At 42.1% G+C, this 18,217-nt stretch carries 13 protein-coding genes; 6 read left to right on the forward strand and 7 right to left on the reverse strand.

What is annotated here, in order from left to right; genetic code table 11:
• Positions 1 to 9: 9 nt before the first annotated feature.
• From K8R76_11855 to dnaA, 7 genes are all read right to left on the reverse strand, one after another.
• The gene (locus tag K8R76_11855; protein ID MCD4848870.1) at positions 10 to 1,011 is read right to left on the reverse strand and encodes an asparaginase; all 1,002 of its coding nucleotides are present in this window, start codon (positions 1,009 to 1,011) and stop codon (positions 10 to 12) included.
• Positions 1,004 to 4,546, reverse strand: coding sequence for a hypothetical protein (locus tag K8R76_11860; GenBank protein ID MCD4848871.1), 3,543 nt, complete (start codon positions 4,544 to 4,546; stop codon positions 1,004 to 1,006). The genes K8R76_11855 and K8R76_11860 overlap by 8 nt, the downstream gene beginning before the upstream one ends.
• 107 nt (positions 4,547 to 4,653) lie before the next feature.
• Positions 4,654 to 7,062: a DNA gyrase subunit A gene (gene gyrA / locus K8R76_11865; GenBank protein ID MCD4848872.1), complete on the reverse strand. Its 2,409-nt coding sequence runs from the start codon at positions 7,060 to 7,062 to the stop codon at positions 4,654 to 4,656.
• 96 nt (positions 7,063 to 7,158) lie between these two features.
• A complete protein-coding gene (gyrB, locus tag K8R76_11870; protein ID MCD4848873.1) occupies positions 7,159 to 9,093 on the reverse strand; it encodes a DNA topoisomerase (ATP-hydrolyzing) subunit B in 1,935 nt (644 codons plus the stop codon).
• Positions 9,053 to 9,397 carry a DUF721 domain-containing protein gene (locus K8R76_11875; GenBank protein MCD4848874.1) on the reverse strand — a complete coding sequence of 115 codons (345 nt, stop codon included), beginning with the start codon at positions 9,395 to 9,397 and terminating at the stop codon, positions 9,053 to 9,055. The genes gyrB and K8R76_11875 overlap by 41 nt, the downstream gene beginning before the upstream one ends.
• A 37-nt stretch (positions 9,398 to 9,434) precedes the next feature.
• The gene (gene dnaN, locus K8R76_11880; protein MCD4848875.1) at positions 9,435 to 10,565 is read right to left on the reverse strand and encodes a DNA polymerase III subunit beta; all 1,131 of its coding nucleotides are present in this window, start codon (positions 10,563 to 10,565) and stop codon (positions 9,435 to 9,437) included.
• 203 nt (positions 10,566 to 10,768) lie between these two features.
• Positions 10,769 to 12,112 carry a chromosomal replication initiator protein DnaA gene (gene dnaA, locus K8R76_11885; protein ID MCD4848876.1) on the reverse strand — a complete coding sequence of 448 codons (1,344 nt, stop codon included), beginning with the start codon at positions 12,110 to 12,112 and terminating at the stop codon, positions 10,769 to 10,771.
• A 322-nt stretch (positions 12,113 to 12,434) separates the two neighbouring features.
• Between dnaA and rpmH the strand changes: the two genes are divergently transcribed.
• From rpmH to mnmG, 6 genes are all read left to right on the forward strand, one after another.
• Positions 12,435 to 12,569: a 50S ribosomal protein L34 gene (gene rpmH / locus K8R76_11890; protein MCD4848877.1), complete on the forward strand. Its 135-nt coding sequence runs from the start codon at positions 12,435 to 12,437 to the stop codon at positions 12,567 to 12,569.
• Between the two features lie 11 nt (positions 12,570 to 12,580).
• Positions 12,581 to 12,937: a ribonuclease P protein component gene (rnpA, locus tag K8R76_11895; protein ID MCD4848878.1), complete on the forward strand. Its 357-nt coding sequence runs from the start codon at positions 12,581 to 12,583 to the stop codon at positions 12,935 to 12,937.
• A gap of 51 nt (positions 12,938 to 12,988) precedes the next feature.
• Entirely contained in the window at positions 12,989 to 13,219 is a 231-nt protein-coding gene (gene yidD / locus K8R76_11900) for a membrane protein insertion efficiency factor YidD (protein ID MCD4848879.1), read from the forward strand.
• Positions 13,216 to 14,826 carry a membrane protein insertase YidC gene (locus K8R76_11905; GenBank protein MCD4848880.1) on the forward strand — a complete coding sequence of 537 codons (1,611 nt, stop codon included), beginning with the start codon at positions 13,216 to 13,218 and terminating at the stop codon, positions 14,824 to 14,826. The genes yidD and K8R76_11905 overlap by 4 nt, the downstream gene beginning before the upstream one ends.
• A 220-nt stretch (positions 14,827 to 15,046) precedes the next feature.
• Positions 15,047 to 16,324 carry a 50S ribosome-binding GTPase gene (locus K8R76_11910; protein ID MCD4848881.1) on the forward strand — a complete coding sequence of 426 codons (1,278 nt, stop codon included), beginning with the start codon at positions 15,047 to 15,049 and terminating at the stop codon, positions 16,322 to 16,324.
• Entirely contained in the window at positions 16,321 to 18,165 is a 1,845-nt protein-coding gene (gene mnmG / locus K8R76_11915; GenBank protein MCD4848882.1) for a tRNA uridine-5-carboxymethylaminomethyl(34) synthesis enzyme MnmG, read from the forward strand. The genes K8R76_11910 and mnmG overlap by 4 nt, the downstream gene beginning before the upstream one ends.
• Positions 18,166 to 18,217: the final 52 nt, after the last annotated feature.

An 18,217-nucleotide genomic window follows, 5' to 3' on the forward strand; every position in this document is an offset into this window, starting at 1 on the left:
CCGGCACTGTCAGAGCACCTTAAGCAGTTCTCTGATCTCCTGCCTGTTCATCTTCATGCTAATACATGCCATAAGCAGTAATCTCAGCTTGTGACCCTGCATATCTCCCGCAAATATTGCGCCTTTCTGCTCCAGGTCTGCTCCTCCTCCTGAATAATCGTAAACACCAAGTACTCTTCCAACGTAACATCTGCTTGATACACAGACAATTGTTCCTTTACTTACCGCATATTCAACGGCAGAAGCAACATCTACCGGAACATTACCCCTCCCGAACGCCTCTATTACCAGCCCGCTGTCTTTACAGTCCGTACTGAATCTGATTTCTCTTGCTCCAAAACCTGATGCAATTCTGACAAGTCCTATGCTTCTGTTCATTTCAAGCTCTCCAGGCGGCAGATGAAGTCTCCATAAGGGCATTCGCTGCAGAAGAATCCTATCCTGGTCAACAAAGCCTAACGGCCCATAACCAGGTGAAGCAAAGCTGCTTACGTTACTCGTATAAGTCTTGGTGACTCTTCCTGCAGCGTGAATCTCATCATTAAGAACTACTGTAACTCCCAACTTATGAACTTCAGTATTTGCAGCAACAAGCAGAGCTCCTCTCAGGTTTCTCGGCCCATCAACTCCCATCTCGGCATTACTTCGCATTGCCGCTGTAAAGACAACAGGTATCTGTTCCTTAAGGTATACATCCGCAAGAAAAGCGCTTTCTTCCAATGTATCTGTCCCGTGAGTCACTACAATTCCGTCAAATTTTCCACCGGATGCAAGCTCTTCAAGCTTGATACAGAGTTCTCTTATCATGCCCGGTGTCATATGAGGACTGGGAATGCTGCTGAATTTGATTTGCGTAACTCTGACATTGGCCGGAATAACATCTCCATCAAGCAGACGTTGATTAATATCATCAGCAATAACCAGCCCTCTGCTTCCGGTCGTCATCTCGATTGTGCCACCGGTAGAAACAAGAGCTATTTCTCTGACAGCAGATTCGATTTGGTCAGACATATTTTATACCGTTGTTCTTAGCTCTGGATTTTACTCCGAGATGATGAAGCAGACGATCTTTAAGTCTGTCCGGGCGATCCGCGAGTGATCTTATGTAAAGCCTTGCCTTGCCGTCACCCCAGAGATCATCTATAAGCTGTATCAGTTCGCTGTCACGGCTAACTGCTTCAAGAAGAGGGTGATGTGCTTCAACAAGAGCCAGAAGATCTCCACGGGTTGAATCCTGCGTCCATTTGATCAATATGGCTACCGTATTAGCGTTATCTCTATATTTACGTCTCATGCCAAGGCTTATCGCTCCGGCCTCAGGAGCTGTTATAGCTCCTGTTCTGGCTCCGATCTCGAGGAAGAACTGTGTTATTGTTTCCACTGCGTCTCTTGCTGTTTCTACGGCCGAGGATGGCCTGATCGCTTCTGAATTGAATATCCATATATGCTGCAGAACAGATCTGGCGGATTGTATCTCCGAGTTCTTTCTTTTCATTATCAGACTTTCAACCGACGCGAATATTCTTGCGAATTTCTTAGTGAAGAGAATTTGTTCCCGTGATGTTCTCTCTCTGGTAATTCTGTCAAAAAGCATATTCGTTATTTTTTTCTCAGGCACAAATTCACTTACAGATTCAGCTGTCTTATTCGTTGCTTTTCTGCGCCACATCAGCCTGTAGATATTTTTTTCAAGGTTTCTCTCTACCATGTGAACGGTAAGTCTTTTCCCTTTTTCTGTCTTCGAAAGGGATTTTTCCAATGCAGTAAAAATTATGGAAGGTCTGAAAACCTCATCTGCGCCAAGATATCCTATAATCTCAACGAAATCATCCATCATCTGTTCAATCTTCGAGAGGCTTTCATTGCTTGTATAGAGAAGAATGATATCAACCAGCACATTCTCCAGAGGGGAAAAGGCTTTACTCCTCCAGAACCTGCAGGGATTCTCTCCAGGAGGACAATCGCGAGAAAGAAAAAATTGCTCTACGTTCTCAGGAAGCTGTTTCTTCTTTCCAACAGGTTCTCTTCCTTCCATTATTCTGAAAATATCTATCAATTCGGAATCCCCCGCAGCCTTTTGCAGTTCAATGACTTCTTTTCTGTCCGGAGACACAGATACTTTTAAAATAAGTTCTTTACACCCATTTTCTATGAATCCTTCAACCAGTTTTCTTCCTTCTCTTATTACTATTTTTCTGTGAAGTATCTGCTGCGTTACCGCTTTCAGAGAACTAACCGTATCTCTCAGTATCTCTGATGAGCTGTCTCGGACAGCTCGCCAGGCATTCATCATCTGTGATCCCTCGATATCTCTCTGCACTTCTGAGGGAACAGAACCGTTATCTAGTTTTCTAGCATATTCATCAATGAGTTTTTTCTCCAGTCTGTGCGACATCCAGGAGAGAAAAGTAGCTCCTGCAAGCTCTCCATGCATCGAGCCGACAGCGAGTTCCGTAATATCTCGAAGATATGGAATCAGCAATTCAGGCTTGCCGGTGAGTATTTCCACCGAGTAAGGAATAGTCTCACCGAAAAACACCGACGCGGTTTTCAGCTGCCATAGCGCAACATTGCTGTCTTCCGTTTCCTTTGTAGGAATCATTCTGGTCAGCAATTCTCTCATCATGTTACCGCTTGTCAGGTGTTCCGAAATCTCCGGATACTCAACCAGTGTTTTAACGAAAGCTGTTAATCCTCTTGAGAGAAATCTGCTGAATATCCTGTGGCCTGATTTCTCAAGCCATACGGCCTGCTGGGAGAGCGTTTCACAAAGCATACGGGCACAGTATATAAGATCGTTTGCGCTTTTTTCTTCTATTCCCGGTATCCGCAGCAGTCGATTCATTGAGACTTTAAGCGCTTTGCTCCTGTCTTCCGCTCTAAAGAGTCTGCCAAGGATGGCTATTTCTTCATTTCTCAGCTGCTCCAGACTCATTTCTCTATTATATGTGGATACAGCTGATGTAATTAACTCGCTGAATATTAATTCATCTGCTCCGATCTCCTGAAAAAGAGGAGCTATTACTTTATCCATGAAGCGGCTTCGCAGAGATCGGTTTGAAATTCTCCCCATCGCTTCAACAACTTTCCTGCAGGAATCAATGGTTGCATTTGAAAGGGGAGAAAGCCAGTGTGTCTGTTCTCCTTCAAGAAGTCTTCTTCGGTAGTTATCATCCAGCAGATCAAGTATCAGGACGAATATCTCGCTCTTGATAACGTGCTCATGCTTTAATTCCTCATTGGTTGATCGAAGCAGCAATATTATAGCAGGAAGAAGTTTATCGAAATTGATTTCAGTTTCAGATATTAATTTCTCAAGTGATTCCAGTGATATGGACGGATCATTCTGGCTCAGTACTGCATCCATAAGTCGTCCAATAGAATTAGTAACTCGTCTGATATCCGGCGCTCTTTTCTGGTCTTCCAGAATTGAAAGAGCAATCGGTATAAATCTAAGATAGTACTCTGTCTTCATTTCATCATAAAATGGAGTTTCCCTGCGTTCAGCCGACATCCTTGCAATTTCAATAATAAGATTGTTGCTATCGTTTTTCGCGCAAAGGTCGTAAATTCCATTGAAGATCTTTCTCTCTGCTTTCCCTCTACTCCTGAACAGCATCATCTCGGCAATAGCCTGTCCATATTCAAAAGGCGAACAGTCTCTCACCTGAATGGCCATTATATCCAGGCACATATCTCTTTCAGTTCGTCTTGTAAGCGCTGTTATCGCTTCCTCTGAAAGCAGTTCAAGTGTTTCTGAAAGGACGGCCTTTTCCTGTGTACCGGCTATATTTTCTATCTCGTCGGGAATTGAGTCTTCCAGCAGATCTTGAAGCTGATCAGTATCCTCAAGACGTCCAAGAAATCCTGAAAGAATCTTTATAGACTCCATCTGTATGGAAAACCCCCTCAGCTTTCTCAGAAGAGATTCTCCATTTCTGCCAACAGCTCTCCAAACAGGGAGGTGCTCGTTTCCGAGAAGATACCATCCCGTTTCCAGAGCGAAATCAACCAGTGAATTTTCAGCAACAAGGGGGATTTCAGGTATCAGTTCCTGTGCTTTCTCAAGAGCGTGTATAACATTTACTCCCCCTATTCTCGCTCTCTCGAGAATGAAACCAAAACGATCAGGCCAGTTAAAACCCATCTGTATCAGTTTCCTGATAAGAGATGCGTCTCCCTGCATTTCTGCAAGTACCTGAAACACTCTATAGAACAGACTGAGGAATTCCTTGAATGTTAAGCCTGTAGTCGGTCCTATCTGATTCCATGTCCAGCTCAGGTGGAAGAATTCAAGTACAGCTACAACAACAGCAGACGATGGAAGGTTGCTTACAGCGGAAAACCATTCCGTTGCTGTTTCCTGCTCTACCGGGGGAGGTTCGTTCATTCTGGACAGATTTTCGAGAAGTGCCTGGCCATCGACTTTTTTTATTGTTGAGAGAAGATAGGCAAGAATCTCTCCCGCTTCCGGCCAGTCTTTTGAGAACAGGGATATGTCAAAGATCCTGCCCCTTGCTTCAGGCTCAATAACAGATCTGTTCAATGATTTCGAAGGAAGCGAAAAACCTTTTCCAACTTCCGGAGGGGGAGCTGAATAAATCCTGTTCTCTCTGCTCCAGGATTCTATCTCACGGACTATCTCACTTGCCTTTATTTCTGCTCCTCTGTTGGAACCTGTTCATCCTCCGGCTGGACTACAGCAGCGTCAACGACCCTGTCGTTCTCTGGTAGATTCATAAGTCTTACTCCCATAGTGCTTCTGCCCATTTCTCTTATCTGCTCAACTGGTAACCTTATAATCATACCGAGTGCTGAGACAAGTATTAATTCATCCTCTTCTTTCACCTGTGTGATTGAAATTACCCTGCCATTCCGCTGAATATTACGGATGTTAATAACACCGGCGCTTCCTCTGTGTGTAAGTCTATAATCCTCTGAACATGTCCGTTTCCCAAATCCATTCTCCGTTACTGTAAGTACACTCCCTGGTTCATTCATGATAACCATTCCCACGAGACTGTCATTTCCTGTAACTTTTATTCCCCTTACTCCTCTTGTATATCTTCCCATTGAACGAATCTCTTTTTCACTGAATCTATTAGCTTTTCCGTTTGCCAGAGCAAGCAGAACCCGGCTGTTTCCATCTGTTAATGAGGCACTTACTAGTTCTGCGTTCTCATCAAGCTTTATCGCCCATATGCCGTTTCGTCGTGGATGACTGTAGTCGGAAAGAGGAGTCTTCTTAATAATACCATTGCTTGTTGACATCAGGATAAAGCGGTTCTCATCGAACTCTTTCACGCATACATTCGCGACGGGGCGTTCTTCCGGTTCAAGATCCAGGAGATTAACTATAGCTTTCCCTTTACTGATTCTTCCAGCTTCGGGAATTTTATAAACCTTCAGCCAGTAACATCTTCCCTGATTAGTGAAAAACAATATATAACTGTGGTTAGAGGATACAAATATCTGATCAATTGAGTCCTCCTCCTTTGTTCGTGCTCCTGAAATTCCTTTTCCACCTCTGTGCTGACTTTTATAAGTATCTGTTGAAAGCCTTTTTACATATCCCTCTCGAGAGAGGGTGATTACCATTTCATCATCGGGTATCAGATCTTCTATATCAAATTCATCTGCAGCAAAAGGTTCAATTTCCGTTTTCCTGTCTTCACCGTATATATCGGCAACTTCCCTTAGCTCCTCTGACACTACCTTCATTCGTTCCAAGCGATTCGAAGCTAACAGGCGAAGTTTTTCAAGGAGAATACGGAGTTCTTCATATTCTTCTTCCAGTTCTTCCCGTTCCATTCCGGTAAGTCTTCTTAAACGCATCTCCAATATTGCCTGAGCCTGCAATTCGGAGAATTCGAATATTTCTATGAGTTTTTTCTTTGCTTCTTCACTGCTTCCAGATTCTTTGATAACCCTTATTACTTCATCTATAATGTCCTGAGCCTTTAACAAACCTTCAACTATGTGTGATCTTGCTTCAGCCTTTTTCAGGTTGAATGCAATTCTTCTCTCAATGACATTATGCCGATGTTCAATGTAGCAATCAATCATCTGCCTGAGATTAAGCCTTACAGGCCTTCCTCCAGCCAGAGCAAGACTGTTAACTCCGAATGTTTTTGCCAGTGTGGTATGTTTGTAAAGCTGATTAAGAACTATTTCAGTTACTGCATCTCTCTTCAGTTCAATCACTATCCGCATGCCATCTCTGTCGGATTCATCACGAAGATCAGCTATCATCGTAATTTTTTTGTGTTTCACAAGATTTGCTATAGTCTCAATAAGTGATGTCTTATTAACCTGATAGGGAATTTCTGTAATTATGATTGCTTCCCTGCCTTTTTGTGTTACTTCCGTCATCACTTTGCCGCGGACATGAATCAATCCCTTTCCGGTACTGTAAGCCTCTCTGATTCCTCGAAGACCCATGATTATCCCACCGGTAGGAAAATCCGGTCCCTTTACAATTTCAAAAAGCTCTCCATCTGAAAGATCAGGATTATTTATGATACTGCAGCAGGCATCTATAACTTCTCGGAGGTTATTAGGCGGGATGTTCGTTGCCATACCTACAGCAATTCCAGACGATCCGTTAACGAGAAGGTTAGGTATGCCGGAAGGCAGAATGGAAGGTTCTTTAAGGCGATCATCAAAGTTGGGAGACATATCTATTGTTTCGTTTTCGATATCACGAAGCATTTCTCCGCCTATTCTGGACATTCTTGCTTCTGTATATCTATACGCTGCCGCCGGATCTCCATCTATCGACCCGAAGTTGCCCTGTCCATCAATAAGCGGATGTCTGAGTGAGAAATCCTGCGCCATTCGTACCATTGCATCATAGACAGCGCTGTCTCCATGAGGGTGATATTTTCCAAGAACATCTCCCACTACTGCAGCGGATTTCTTATACGGTCGCCTGTATGTAAGTTTCTGCTCGTACATCGAATACAGAATTCGTCTGTGTACGGGCTTCAATCCGTCTCTTACATCAGGAAGTGCTCTCGAGACGATAACGCTCATTGAATAATCCATATAGGAGCGTTTCATTTCTTCTTCTATATCAATGATATCTATTCTTTTACCTGTGCTGCCGTTCAAATGACCGCCTCCAAGCCTGTATTCAGGCAATAATCATGCGTTTTCCTAAACATCCAGGTTTCTCACTTCTGCCGCATGAAGCTGTATAAATTCTCGTCTTGGTCCTACATCATCACCCATAAGAACTGAAAATATGTGACTGGCCTCCATAGTGTTCTCAAGCCGAATTTTTAGAAGTAATCTTGTTTCGGGATCCATAGTCGTTGCCCATAACTGATCCGGATTCATTTCTCCAAGACCCTTATACCGCTGTATTACTAAACCCTGATCTCCGAATTCCTTTGTAATTTCTTTTCTTTCTTTCTCGTTATACGCGTAACGCTTAGTTTTACCTTTCCTAATCAGATATAGAGGTGGTTGAGCAACATAGATGTAACCTTTTTCAATCAGCTCTATCATATGTCTGTAAAAGAAAGTCAACAGAAGAGTGCGGATATGCGAGCCGTCTACATCTGCATCGGTCATTATTATGATCTTATGATATCGAACACTGCTTATATCGAAATCTTCTTCGATTCCTGTTCCAGCGGCAGTGATTATAGTTCTTATCTCATTGTTGTTCAGCACTTTTCCAAGCTGTGCCTTTTCAACATTGATTATCTTGCCTCTCAGTGGAAGAATTGCCTGAAAATGCCTGTTTCTTCCCTGTTTTGCTGAGCCTCCAGCTGAATTTCCCTCTACAATAAACAGCTCTGCCTCTTCAGGTTCATTTACGGTACAATCCGCCAGTTTACCCGGCAGTGCAGCTGTTTCAAGAGCTGATTTTCTTCTTGTAAGCTCTCTCGCTTTCTTCGCGGCCTGTCTTGATCTGTTATTGAGCAAGCACTTCTGCACCACTTTTCGTGCTATAGAAGGATTTTCCTCAAAGTATTCGGCAAGACCTCTGTTCACAAGGGATAACACAGCTCCCTGTACGTTCCTGTTACCCAGCCTTGTTTTAGTTTGACCTTCAAACTGAGGGTCAGGGATCTTAACACTGATTACAACTACAAGCCCTTCTCTTACGTCACTGCCTGAGAATGTATCATCCTTGTTGGTAAACATCTTATTCGTGGATGCGTAATCGTTCAGAGTTCTTGTAAGCGCTGACTTGAGACCTGAGAGGTGAGTTCCTCCATCAATCGTGTTGATATTGTTCACAAAGCTGAAAATGTCTTCTTTAAATGCCTTGTTGTACTGTAACGCTACATCGATCAGGAGAATTCCTTCATCACCCAGTTCAATTTCTCCTGCAATTCTTACAGGATCATGCAGTGTATGATTTGCCTCGTTAATATAAGAAACAAAAGAGCTTAATCCGCCCTCAAAACAGAATTCATCCTTTTTTGTATCTTTCGCAGTACGTTCATCATTCAGAAATATTTCTAATCCGTTGTTAAGATATGCAAGTTCTCTTAATCTCCCGGACAAAGTTTCATACTTAAATTCAGAAGTTTCAAATATTTCCTTATAATCAGGCTTGAATCTTATTTTTGTTCCAGTAAGATTTGTTTTCCCCTGCTTTTCCTGTTCTGCCTGTGTTTTACCTCTTCTGTATTCCTGAAAATAGATATAACCATCTTTATGAACCTCTACTTTCAGCCATTCCGACAGAGCATTCACAACACTTACACCGACACCATGCAGGCCTCCTGAGGTTTTGTACGCTGAATTATCGAACTTTCCTCCAGCATGGAGAGTAGTCATTACTACTTCAAGCGCAGGTTTTCCTGTTTCGTGCATACCGACCGGTATTCCTCTTCCGTCATCGTCAACAGAAACAGTTCCATCTGCATGCAGTGTAACATCAATTCTTGTGCAAAACCCTGATTGCGCTTCATCAATACTGTTGTCAACAACTTCCCAAACCATGTGATGAAGGCCTGTCTGGGATGTTGAGCCGATGTACATGCTAGGTCTTTTTCTTACATGCTCAAGACCTTTTAGAACCTTAATAGAATCAGCGTCGTAATCTCTGTTCTTTTTGTCGTTTTCGGTCAATACTTCTCTGCCTTCCACTTTTTCCAGGCATAATCGCTTTTATATCAGTAAAAAGCTCCTCGCCTGAAATCCTGTTTAAATTCGAGAGTATCTCTTCTTTTCTTAACCTTATTTCCATTCCGGCAGCCGGATGAAGAATCCTAACAAGAATTACCGATCTGTCACAGCCCGCAGGAATGGATAATTCTGCAAGCTCTGCTCCCACAATATCACTCCAGCAATCAAGGATATTTCTTCTTTTCTGGTATTTACCAAGTTCTAATCTTTTGAAGACATCAGTTATAAGAGTTTCGATCTTCTTCATATGACAACCGCTAATTATTCAATTTTTATCATTAATCTCATTCAGTCTGGCTCTCCAACGTCTTTGAGAGTTTAACCGGCATTATCAGAGCCAGGTATGAGTCATCACCTTCAGTTTCTTCTTCATCGTTTAATAGAACAGCCGTATTGCTGTTCTTCATCCTCATTACAATTCTATCACAACTCATATTACGAAGAATCTCCATAAGGAAATTACCATTAAAACCAATCTGGAATGGAATTCCGTCATATTCAGAAATAAGTGTTTCTTTTGCCTCACCCGCATCAGCACTTTCCGCCTGAATAATTATTTTATCTTTTTCAAGAGAGAACTTTACCTGATGTGTTGATGGATTGGCCATGGTTTTGACACGTCTCAATACAGATATAAGATGTTCTCTTTCTGTATGAAGAATACAGTCATTATCTATGGGAATCACTTTCCTGTAAGGTGGATATTCACCATCTATAGTGCGGCTGAATATCATTGTATCATCAAATTCAAAAGATATCTGAGAACCCTTGAAACGAATTTTTACATCACCATCAGTTGATAGTTTTGCAAAAAGATTAAGTGCTTTCTGTGTAATAAGTGCTTTAATATCATTATCAGATTTAATACTTCCAAGGCTTATACAACTTAATCTATGTCCGTCTGTAGCAACCATTTCAAAACCGTTTTTTCCTATGTCAAGCAATGCACCGTTGAGCGTTGCTCTGTAATCATCCTTGGCAACTGCGTATGATGTTTTCTTTATAGCTTCAGAAAAAACATCTACAGGGACTACACACGGTTCCGTACTGCTTTTCGATGGAAGTGAAGGAAACTGCTCACTTGAATTGCCGCTTAAAGAAAATGATCCCTGACCACAGTTTATTGTTATTCTGTTACCTGTAGCACTCATTCTTACCTCTTCTTCAGGTAATTCACGTACAATTTCATGCAGTTTTTTTCCTGGAAGTGTTATTGAACCTGCAGTTGTTATAGAAGCAGGGATGATGGTTATCACTGTTGTATCAAGATCTGTCGCAGATAATTTCAGCCTGTCTCCTTCTGTTTCAAGAAGGACATTTGTTAAATATGGAAGACTGCTTCTTGCGGGAAGCGCAGTAGCTACAGAATTCAAACCTTTCAGCAAATCGGAATGGTTAACAAGAAGCTTAATCATAAGTTTTCCTCCAGCCTGATGAAAACAGTTATAAGAGAACAATAATGATAGTTATTATACACGTGGATATGTAGACATGTCACGTGTTATATGAATACATGTAAGTTCATGGCTGTTGAAAAAATGTTGAAAACTGAATAGTGAAAAATGAGTTATCAACAATGAATTATTTTCAACAGTTCAATAGTATAATTATACACAGTTCATATCGAGGTGAGTTTCCTTCTCAATTCGGCTATAGTTCTTTCAAGTTCGGGATCATGCTTTTTCAATTCATTTATTCTATCAATGGAATTAAGAACGGTTGAATGATCACGGCCAGAGAAAAAAGAACCTATTTCCTTAAGTGACATAGAAGTGAGTTCTCTAATAAGAGACATGGCAACCTGCCTTGGAACAAGAACACTTCGTTTTCTCTGTTTTCCTTTCAACTGACCGGGAGAGACATTGAAAATCTCTGCAACTGCAGAGGTTATATTTCCTGCAGTAAGCCTTCTTGTTATTGAACCGAGTGAAGAACGGATCTCTCTCTGGGCGATATCCATGTTTATTTCACATTGTGTTAATCGTGAAATTGCAGCGAGTCTATGTACTACACCTGCAAGCTGACGAACATTCTTTCTAATTGAAGAAGCGATAAAATCAAGGACATCATGTGAAACAGAAAATTTTTCATCTCGAAAAAGAAGTTGAAGAATTGCCAATCGTGTTTCGTACTCAGGAGGTTTAATATCTGCAACAAGTCCCCATTGAAAACGACTGATTAACCGTTCATGAACATCCTGAAGCTCATGAGGCGGTCTGTCTGAAGTAAGTACTATCTGTTTGCCGTTCTGATGAAGTTCATTGAATCTATGGAAGAACTCTTCCTGGGTCTGTTCCTTTCCCTTTAGAAACTGAATGTCATCCATCAGTAGATAATCAATATTGTGAAACAGCTTCCTGAATTTAGAGAAGTCCTTCTGTAAAACAGATTTGATATAACGATCAACCATCAGTTCAGTGGACAGATAGTTAAATGTTCGACCTTTTCCTTCCTGACGAAGGCTATGTGCTATTGCTTGAATAAGATGTGTTTTCCCAAGCCCGACACCACCATAGATGAATAGAGGATTGTAGCTGGCTGCATTACTGCCGCGACTAACTGCAAGGGCTCCTGCATGAGCAAGCTGATTATTAGGACCAACAACGAAGTGATCGAAAGTATAATTAGAACGTAGAAAAGCCGTATCGGATTGGCTGGAAGCGCTTCTGGCGGAAAGAGAGGTAGAAGATGAAGGACCTGGTTTAGCAGGATCACCGATAAATTGCAGCGCAAGATCTTTTCTACCTGAGATATCACGAATGAGTTCTTCAAGGAATCCGCCGAATCGGGATTTTGCATGACCTGCTACAAATGAATTTGGAAAACGGATTACGAGAAGACTGCCATTAAGATCTTCGAAACTTGATTTTTTCAGCCAGGCCTCAAATTCAGTTGGTTCGAGGGAATTCTCCGCTTCGTTGAGACATTGAATCCATAACTCGGCGGGGTTAAAATTGCCCATCTTCATTCCAATCGTTGGTGGAAGTCTAACGTAATAAGTTACAGTGATTTGTCATATATATCCACAGGGTAATCCACATAAACCGAGTATCGTATAGTATTGATAAACATATATATGACAGATTAACAGTAATTTAGTACAAACATAATGTTGAAAACCTTTTTCAGATGTTTTGATGTTACCGCAAATACTTGACAGAAAGCAGTCTATTGGCTAACTTTCATAATCGGTGAACAAAGAAAATAATTAATTAACTTACTGATTATACTGTTGCAGAAATCCAGACTGCGTCAAGTCCGGTTTTCGAGAGAGAGAGAAGGAAATGAAAAGAACATTTCAGCCGAGTAATATTTCAAAAGCAAGGCGACACGGGTTCAGAGCAAGAATGGCCAGCAAGAATGGCAGAAAAATACTGAATACAAGGCGACGTAAGGGAAGAAAGAATTTAATTCCCTGATATCAGCGGTAATGAAGAATACCCTTAAAAAGGGATACCAGTTCAGAAGGATCCTGAGAACAGGTAATGTTTTCAGAGGAACTTCTATAAGAGCGGTGTACAGATTGAATTCCATGGGTATTATCCGCATGGGATTTTCATTGTCCGCAAAGAGCGGTAACGCTGTTAAAAGAAATCTTATAAGAAGAAGATTGCGGCATCTTTCAATAGAAAAAGGAATGAACACAGGAGCAGATGTTGTTATAATGCCTGAAGGTAAACTTTTGAAGGATAACTGGGAGAATCTTCGGAAGGATTTCATGGAACTACTGGTTTCTATAGAGAAAACACGGAAAACCATGCGGAAAAAGATAGATAAGAAAGAGTAATGATAAAACAGAATAGCGTACAAAGAGAAATCAACCAGGATGAAAAACAGTATTACCGTAATGCTTATTGCAGTTGTTAAAACTTACAGGAAGATTGTTTCACCATTGTTTCCACAGAGCTGCATTTATACACCAACCTGCAGCAGATATGCGGAAACAGCATTAACAAGGTATGGAGCGATAAAAGGAGGATGGCTAACTGTTCTTAGAGTTCTAAGGTGTCATCCATTTAAAAAAGGCGGATACGATCCCGTTCCTGACAAATGGGAGAATCGCAAATGAGTGATCAAAAAAGGCTGCTTATAGCAGCAGTTCTAATGGCGGCAGTGTTGTTCATCAGCTGGCAGTTCATGGGGAAAGCCGCACCGGAAACCGAATCGATAAGCACACAGAGTACAATTGAAGAGCAAAGAATTCCTGAACAAGCAGTTATTCCTGAAGAAACAGTGACAGTAAAAACCATTCCAGTGGATACTCTGTCAGTGAAAGTATATCAGGATACACTCATTACTGATGTTACCGAAAAAGCATCGGATGAGCCGGATGAAAGATCAATTACGGTAATAATCAGGGGTGATAGCGAAGATTTAGTACATGCGGAGTTAACAACATACGGCGGAGCAATTAGAAGCTGGGAACTTCCGCAGTTCGAAGATATGCCTGGTGCCGGTGAAGGAAACTGTATAAACTTCAATGGAAACAGCTGGCTCGATAGAGATGTAGTATTTGAAACTGATTCACCGGATACTCTAATAATAGATGAAGAACCAGAGACACTTGTATTGTTCACAGATGACGAAAGAGAAATAAGATATACATTTGTACCTGATCATTACGGGTTCAGTATTGAAACAATCGGATTTGAAGAAATGATAAGCATTCCAGCAGGAATACTCCCTGTGAGTGAGATGAATGTAAATACATCAAGATATTTCAAAGCGCAATGGAACGCGGAAAAGGTTAAAGACAGAAAATCCGGTGATATCAATGAAGTAGAGCAGGTTGGAAATGTCAGATGGATTGCGGCAAGATCGCATTACTTCGCGATTATTCTGATGCCGGAATCATTCGAAAGGGCATATGGATATATCTTCCCATCAGGATCGGATGAATCTCCATCAATTGGAATTCAGGACACAAGGGTAAATGTATTCGCTGGACCCCTTGATTACGGAAGATTGCGGAAACTTGGAGGAGACACCAGCAGACTGGTGGATTTCGGATGGCCATTCATAAGGGAAATAGGAAGATTGCTTTTCTGGTTCTGTACTAATGTAATTGCTACAATAAATAACTGGGGAATAAAGATAATAGTCCTTGCGATAGTGCTGAAACTGGTGCTTTTGCCTCTTACAAGCAAGAGTTTCAAATCAATGGCAAAGCTTAAACAGGTTCAACCGAAGATGAAAACCCTTCAGGAGAAATTCAAAAGTGATCCGAAAGCTCTCCAGACGGCAATGCAGAAACTATACCGTGAAGAGGGTGTCAATCCTCTGGGCGGATGCCTCCCGATGCTGATGCAGATGCCGGTGTTCTTTGCCCTCTACAGGGTACTTGCGAACTCGGTTCAGCTAAGAGGCGCTCCATTCATGCTGTGGATTCAGGATCTTTCACATCCTGAGATCCTCATCAGACTTCAGCCCCCTATACTGGGCCTGCATGGAATAGGACTGCTGGCTGTACTTATGGGTGTAGCAATGTTCTTCCAGCAGAAAATGACAATGACAGATCAGAAGCAGAAAGGAATGATGTACATGATGCCGATATTCATGACATTCCTGTTCATGCGCTTTCCAGCTGGTTTGACTCTTTACTGGTTCACTAATAATCTGCTGACAATAGCCCAGCAGGAGATGATCAAGCGAAAGCTGGAAAAAGAACAGACCTGATCTGAAAAGGTTTAGAGAGAACACCGCAGATGGTGAAATATGACGGTAAATCCGCATATTTCAACAGGTTGCTAAACGAAACGGTGTAGAAGCGCTTGCAGACAAGGCATACGAAAGAGGTCGACGCAGATGTATTGTATATACTTCAAGGAAGGCCGATTGAGCATAACGCAGTATGCGAGTGTCTTATGCAACGTTGCAGTAGTAACTTTGGTGAGATATGCGGATTAAAGTCTCACCTGAGATAATATGCGCACCTGCCACACCTGAAGGACATTCAGCGCTTGCAGTGATAAGAGTAAGCGGAAACGGTTCCTTCGACCTTATAGAGAGAATAATGACTCTGAAAACCGGAAGACTCCGGGGAATGAGAAGAAAACTTGGAATTATCTCTGAAAAAGGAGAGGTTATAGATGAAGTTATAGCTTTTTCATGGCCCGCAGACCGAAGTTACACAGGGGAGGAAATGGTCGAGATAACATGTCATGGAGTTCCGGAAATAGTCAGAAGGATTATGGATATTCTCATAAGACATGGAGCTGGAAAAGCAGATAACGGTGAATTCACGCGAAGAGCATTCTTATCGGGAAAGCTGAATGCAATACAGATAATGACACTTGCTTCAATCTGGAATGAAAGAAGAGAAAAAGGGAATATATCAGGCAGATTCGGCAGGGAATGCGAAGAATTCATGATTCGTATAGAAAAAGCAAAAGAGTTGCTTGAAGGTGATATTGAATTCGGGGAACCTCATCTTGACTCTGAGAGAATAGTAATTCTAAAGGAATTTTCTGCATTACTTAAAGCGTCAGAAACACTCGTGAAGAGAGCAGGAAAAATCGAAGCGGGTCAGAAGGTTTTTATAATGGGTCCTGTCAACTCCGGCAAATCAACACTTTTCAATATACTGGCAGGAGCAAAAGCTCTTGTGTCTGATATTCCGGGAACAACAAGGGACGGGACAAGAAAGAACATTGAGATCAGAGGACGGGTTGTTCTTCTATGCGATACTGCTGGAAGCGGTGGTGAAGGCCTTGATCTACAGGCATCAAGGACGATATTGGATGAAATACAGGAATTCGACAAAGTAATATGGATGTCGCAGGAAGGAATAGAAAAGCCTCCTGAAGAGCTTACAGGTAAATCTCCTGAAATCCTGGAAGTGGCAAGCAAAAGCGACCTGAACACAGCTTCTGCCAGGTCTTCGGGGGAGAATAGTAATAAGATAATGAATCTGTCTTCTTTAACAGGAGAAGGAATACATTCAGTAGAAGAATGGATTTCTACATCCCCCGGAAACATGTCTCTATCAGGAGCAGTAGACAGAATAGTGAACCATATATTGAAAGCGGAAGAATTTGTAACTGGAGATGAATTCGGTATAGCGTCGGAGCATCTTAGTGAAGCGGAAAGAGAGATACGGAGTATACTAGGAAAAGGAGAGAATCTGACGTTAAGCGTAGAAAGAGCTCTTTCAAGCATGTGTGTAGGGAAATGAATATTTCTGAAAATACTTTTGACGTAATAGTAATTGGAGGAGGACACGCAGGAATAGAAGCGGTGCTTGCCGCTGAAAGAATGGGTTGCAGTGTACTGCTTATAACGGCAAAGTATAACAGAATTGGTGAGATGTCATGTAACCCGGCAATAGGGGGTATAGCGAAAGGGACACTGGTTAAGGAAATAGACTCTCTTGATGGATCAATGGGGAAAGCAGCTGACGCCACAAGGCTTCATTTCAGGATGCTTAACAGGAGAAAAGGACCAGCGGTATGGGGTCCAAGAGTGCAGTCTGATGCAGCTGCTTACGCTCATTTTCAGCAGCTGAATCTGGAGAGTAAAGCAATTGGAATAGTAGAAGATGAAGTAATAGCGCTGGAGGGAAGTACAGAAAAGCCAGAGGGAATAAGGTGCAGAAAGAACGGAGTAATACTTGGGAGAGCAGTAGTGCTGGCAACAGGAACTTTTCTAAGGGGAAGGCTCTTCAGGGGGCAGAGCGAATGGAGAGGAGGCAGAATTGGAGATATTGCCGCTGATAGCCTCGAGGAAGATATAAAAAGAAGATTGTTCCACGTGGAACGTTTCAAAACAGGGACACCGGCCAGGATAGTCAGAACATCTGTAGATACGAGAGATCTCAGTATACAGGAATCAGAAGAAACAGATTTCAGATTCAGTGCTGATACAGTAGACATGCCAATAGGACATGAAATATGCTATTTAACAAAAACGAACAAAAACACGATGATAGCAGCAAAAGAGTACATGCATCTTTCTCCGCTTCTTGCCGGTCGAATTGACGGAATAGGACCGAGATACTGTCCGAGTTATGAAGACAAGGTGGTTAAATTCCCGGAAAGAGAGCAGCACAATATTTACGTTGAACCTATGGGTCACAGATCAAGGATGTTTTACCTTAACGGACTTTCAAGCAGCCTGCCGGCAGAAGCTCAGGAAAAGATGATTCGCACTCTTCCAGGCTTCAAAAAGGCAGTTATCGCCGATTATGGTTATGCTGTGGAATATTCATTTATTCATCATACAGAAATAACACCATCCCTACGATTGAGAAGAACTGAGAACGTTTTTGCCGCAGGACAGATGTGCGGGACATCAGGATACGAAGAAGCAGCAGCGCAGGGGTTGCTTGCAGGGGCAAACGCAGCAAGAGCTGTAAAGGGTATCCAGCAGCTTTCTCCTTCGAGAAGCAATTCGTACCTGGGCGTGATGATCGATGATATAGTCTCAAAGGGAACAGACGAACCTTACAGACTGTTTTCTTCCAGGGCAGAAAACAGATTGTATATAAGACAGGACAATGCGGACAAGCGTCTGTATGAGTTCGGGAAAGCACTGGGTGTTCTTTCAGAAAGAAAAACATTACAGCTCGAATATAGCTTAAAAGAGGCAGCGGAAATAGAAACAGTAATGAAAACCAGTATCATTGACGGATGTCAAACCGATTTATGGTGCAGAAGGCAGGGTGCGGAAGCAGAAAGACTGGTTGAATTGATACCATTACTTTCCTCTTTCAGCAAAGAGGCCGTTTTCTCAGTGATGCTTGATGAGAAATACAGAGGTTATATAAAGCGAAGCATGAAACGGGACGAATCGAGAAGAAGAGCCTCATCAGTGAATCTGAGCGGTATAGATTCATATATGGAGATAAAAGAAATATGCTGGGAAGCAAGGGAAGTATTGGAGAAGACGAGACCCGACACACTCGCAGAAGCAGAAAGGATTCCGGGGATCAGACCGACCGATCTGGAAGGATTGCTGCTGTATCTTGCGGGAAAACGTTCCACGTGGAACAGTTCCATGAAGAAAGAAATGAATTAATGAGTCCCCTGGAACAATCATTTCCGGATAATTGCAGGATGAAGAAGGACTG

Source organism: Candidatus Aegiribacteria sp. (assembly GCA_021108435.1).
In the GTDB taxonomy this organism is placed as follows: Bacteria; Fermentibacterota; Fermentibacteria; order Fermentibacterales; family JCC-6; genus Aegiribacteria.

Coding starts and splice junctions, on each gene's coding strand:
- K8R76_11855 (MCD4848870.1), bottom strand. CDS start 1,011: ATGTCTGACCAAATCGAATCTGCTGTCAGAGAAATAGCTCTTGTTTCT.
- gyrA (MCD4848872.1), bottom strand. CDS start 7,062: ATGAAACGCTCCTATATGGATTATTCAATGAGCGTTATCGTCTCGAGA.
- K8R76_11875 (MCD4848874.1), bottom strand. CDS start 9,397: ATGAAGAAGATCGAAACTCTTATAACTGATGTCTTCAAAAGATTAGAA.
- dnaN (MCD4848875.1), bottom strand. CDS start 10,565: ATGATTAAGCTTCTTGTTAACCATTCCGATTTGCTGAAAGGTTTGAAT.
- dnaA (MCD4848876.1), bottom strand. CDS start 12,112: ATGGGCAATTTTAACCCCGCCGAGTTATGGATTCAATGTCTCAACGAA.
- rpmH (MCD4848877.1), top strand. CDS start 12,435: ATGAAAAGAACATTTCAGCCGAGTAATATTTCAAAAGCAAGGCGACAC.
- rnpA (MCD4848878.1), top strand. CDS start 12,581: ATGAAGAATACCCTTAAAAAGGGATACCAGTTCAGAAGGATCCTGAGA.
- K8R76_11905 (MCD4848880.1), top strand. CDS start 13,216: ATGAGTGATCAAAAAAGGCTGCTTATAGCAGCAGTTCTAATGGCGGCA.
- K8R76_11910 (MCD4848881.1), top strand. CDS start 15,047: ATGCGGATTAAAGTCTCACCTGAGATAATATGCGCACCTGCCACACCT.
- mnmG (MCD4848882.1), top strand. CDS start 16,321: ATGAATATTTCTGAAAATACTTTTGACGTAATAGTAATTGGAGGAGGA.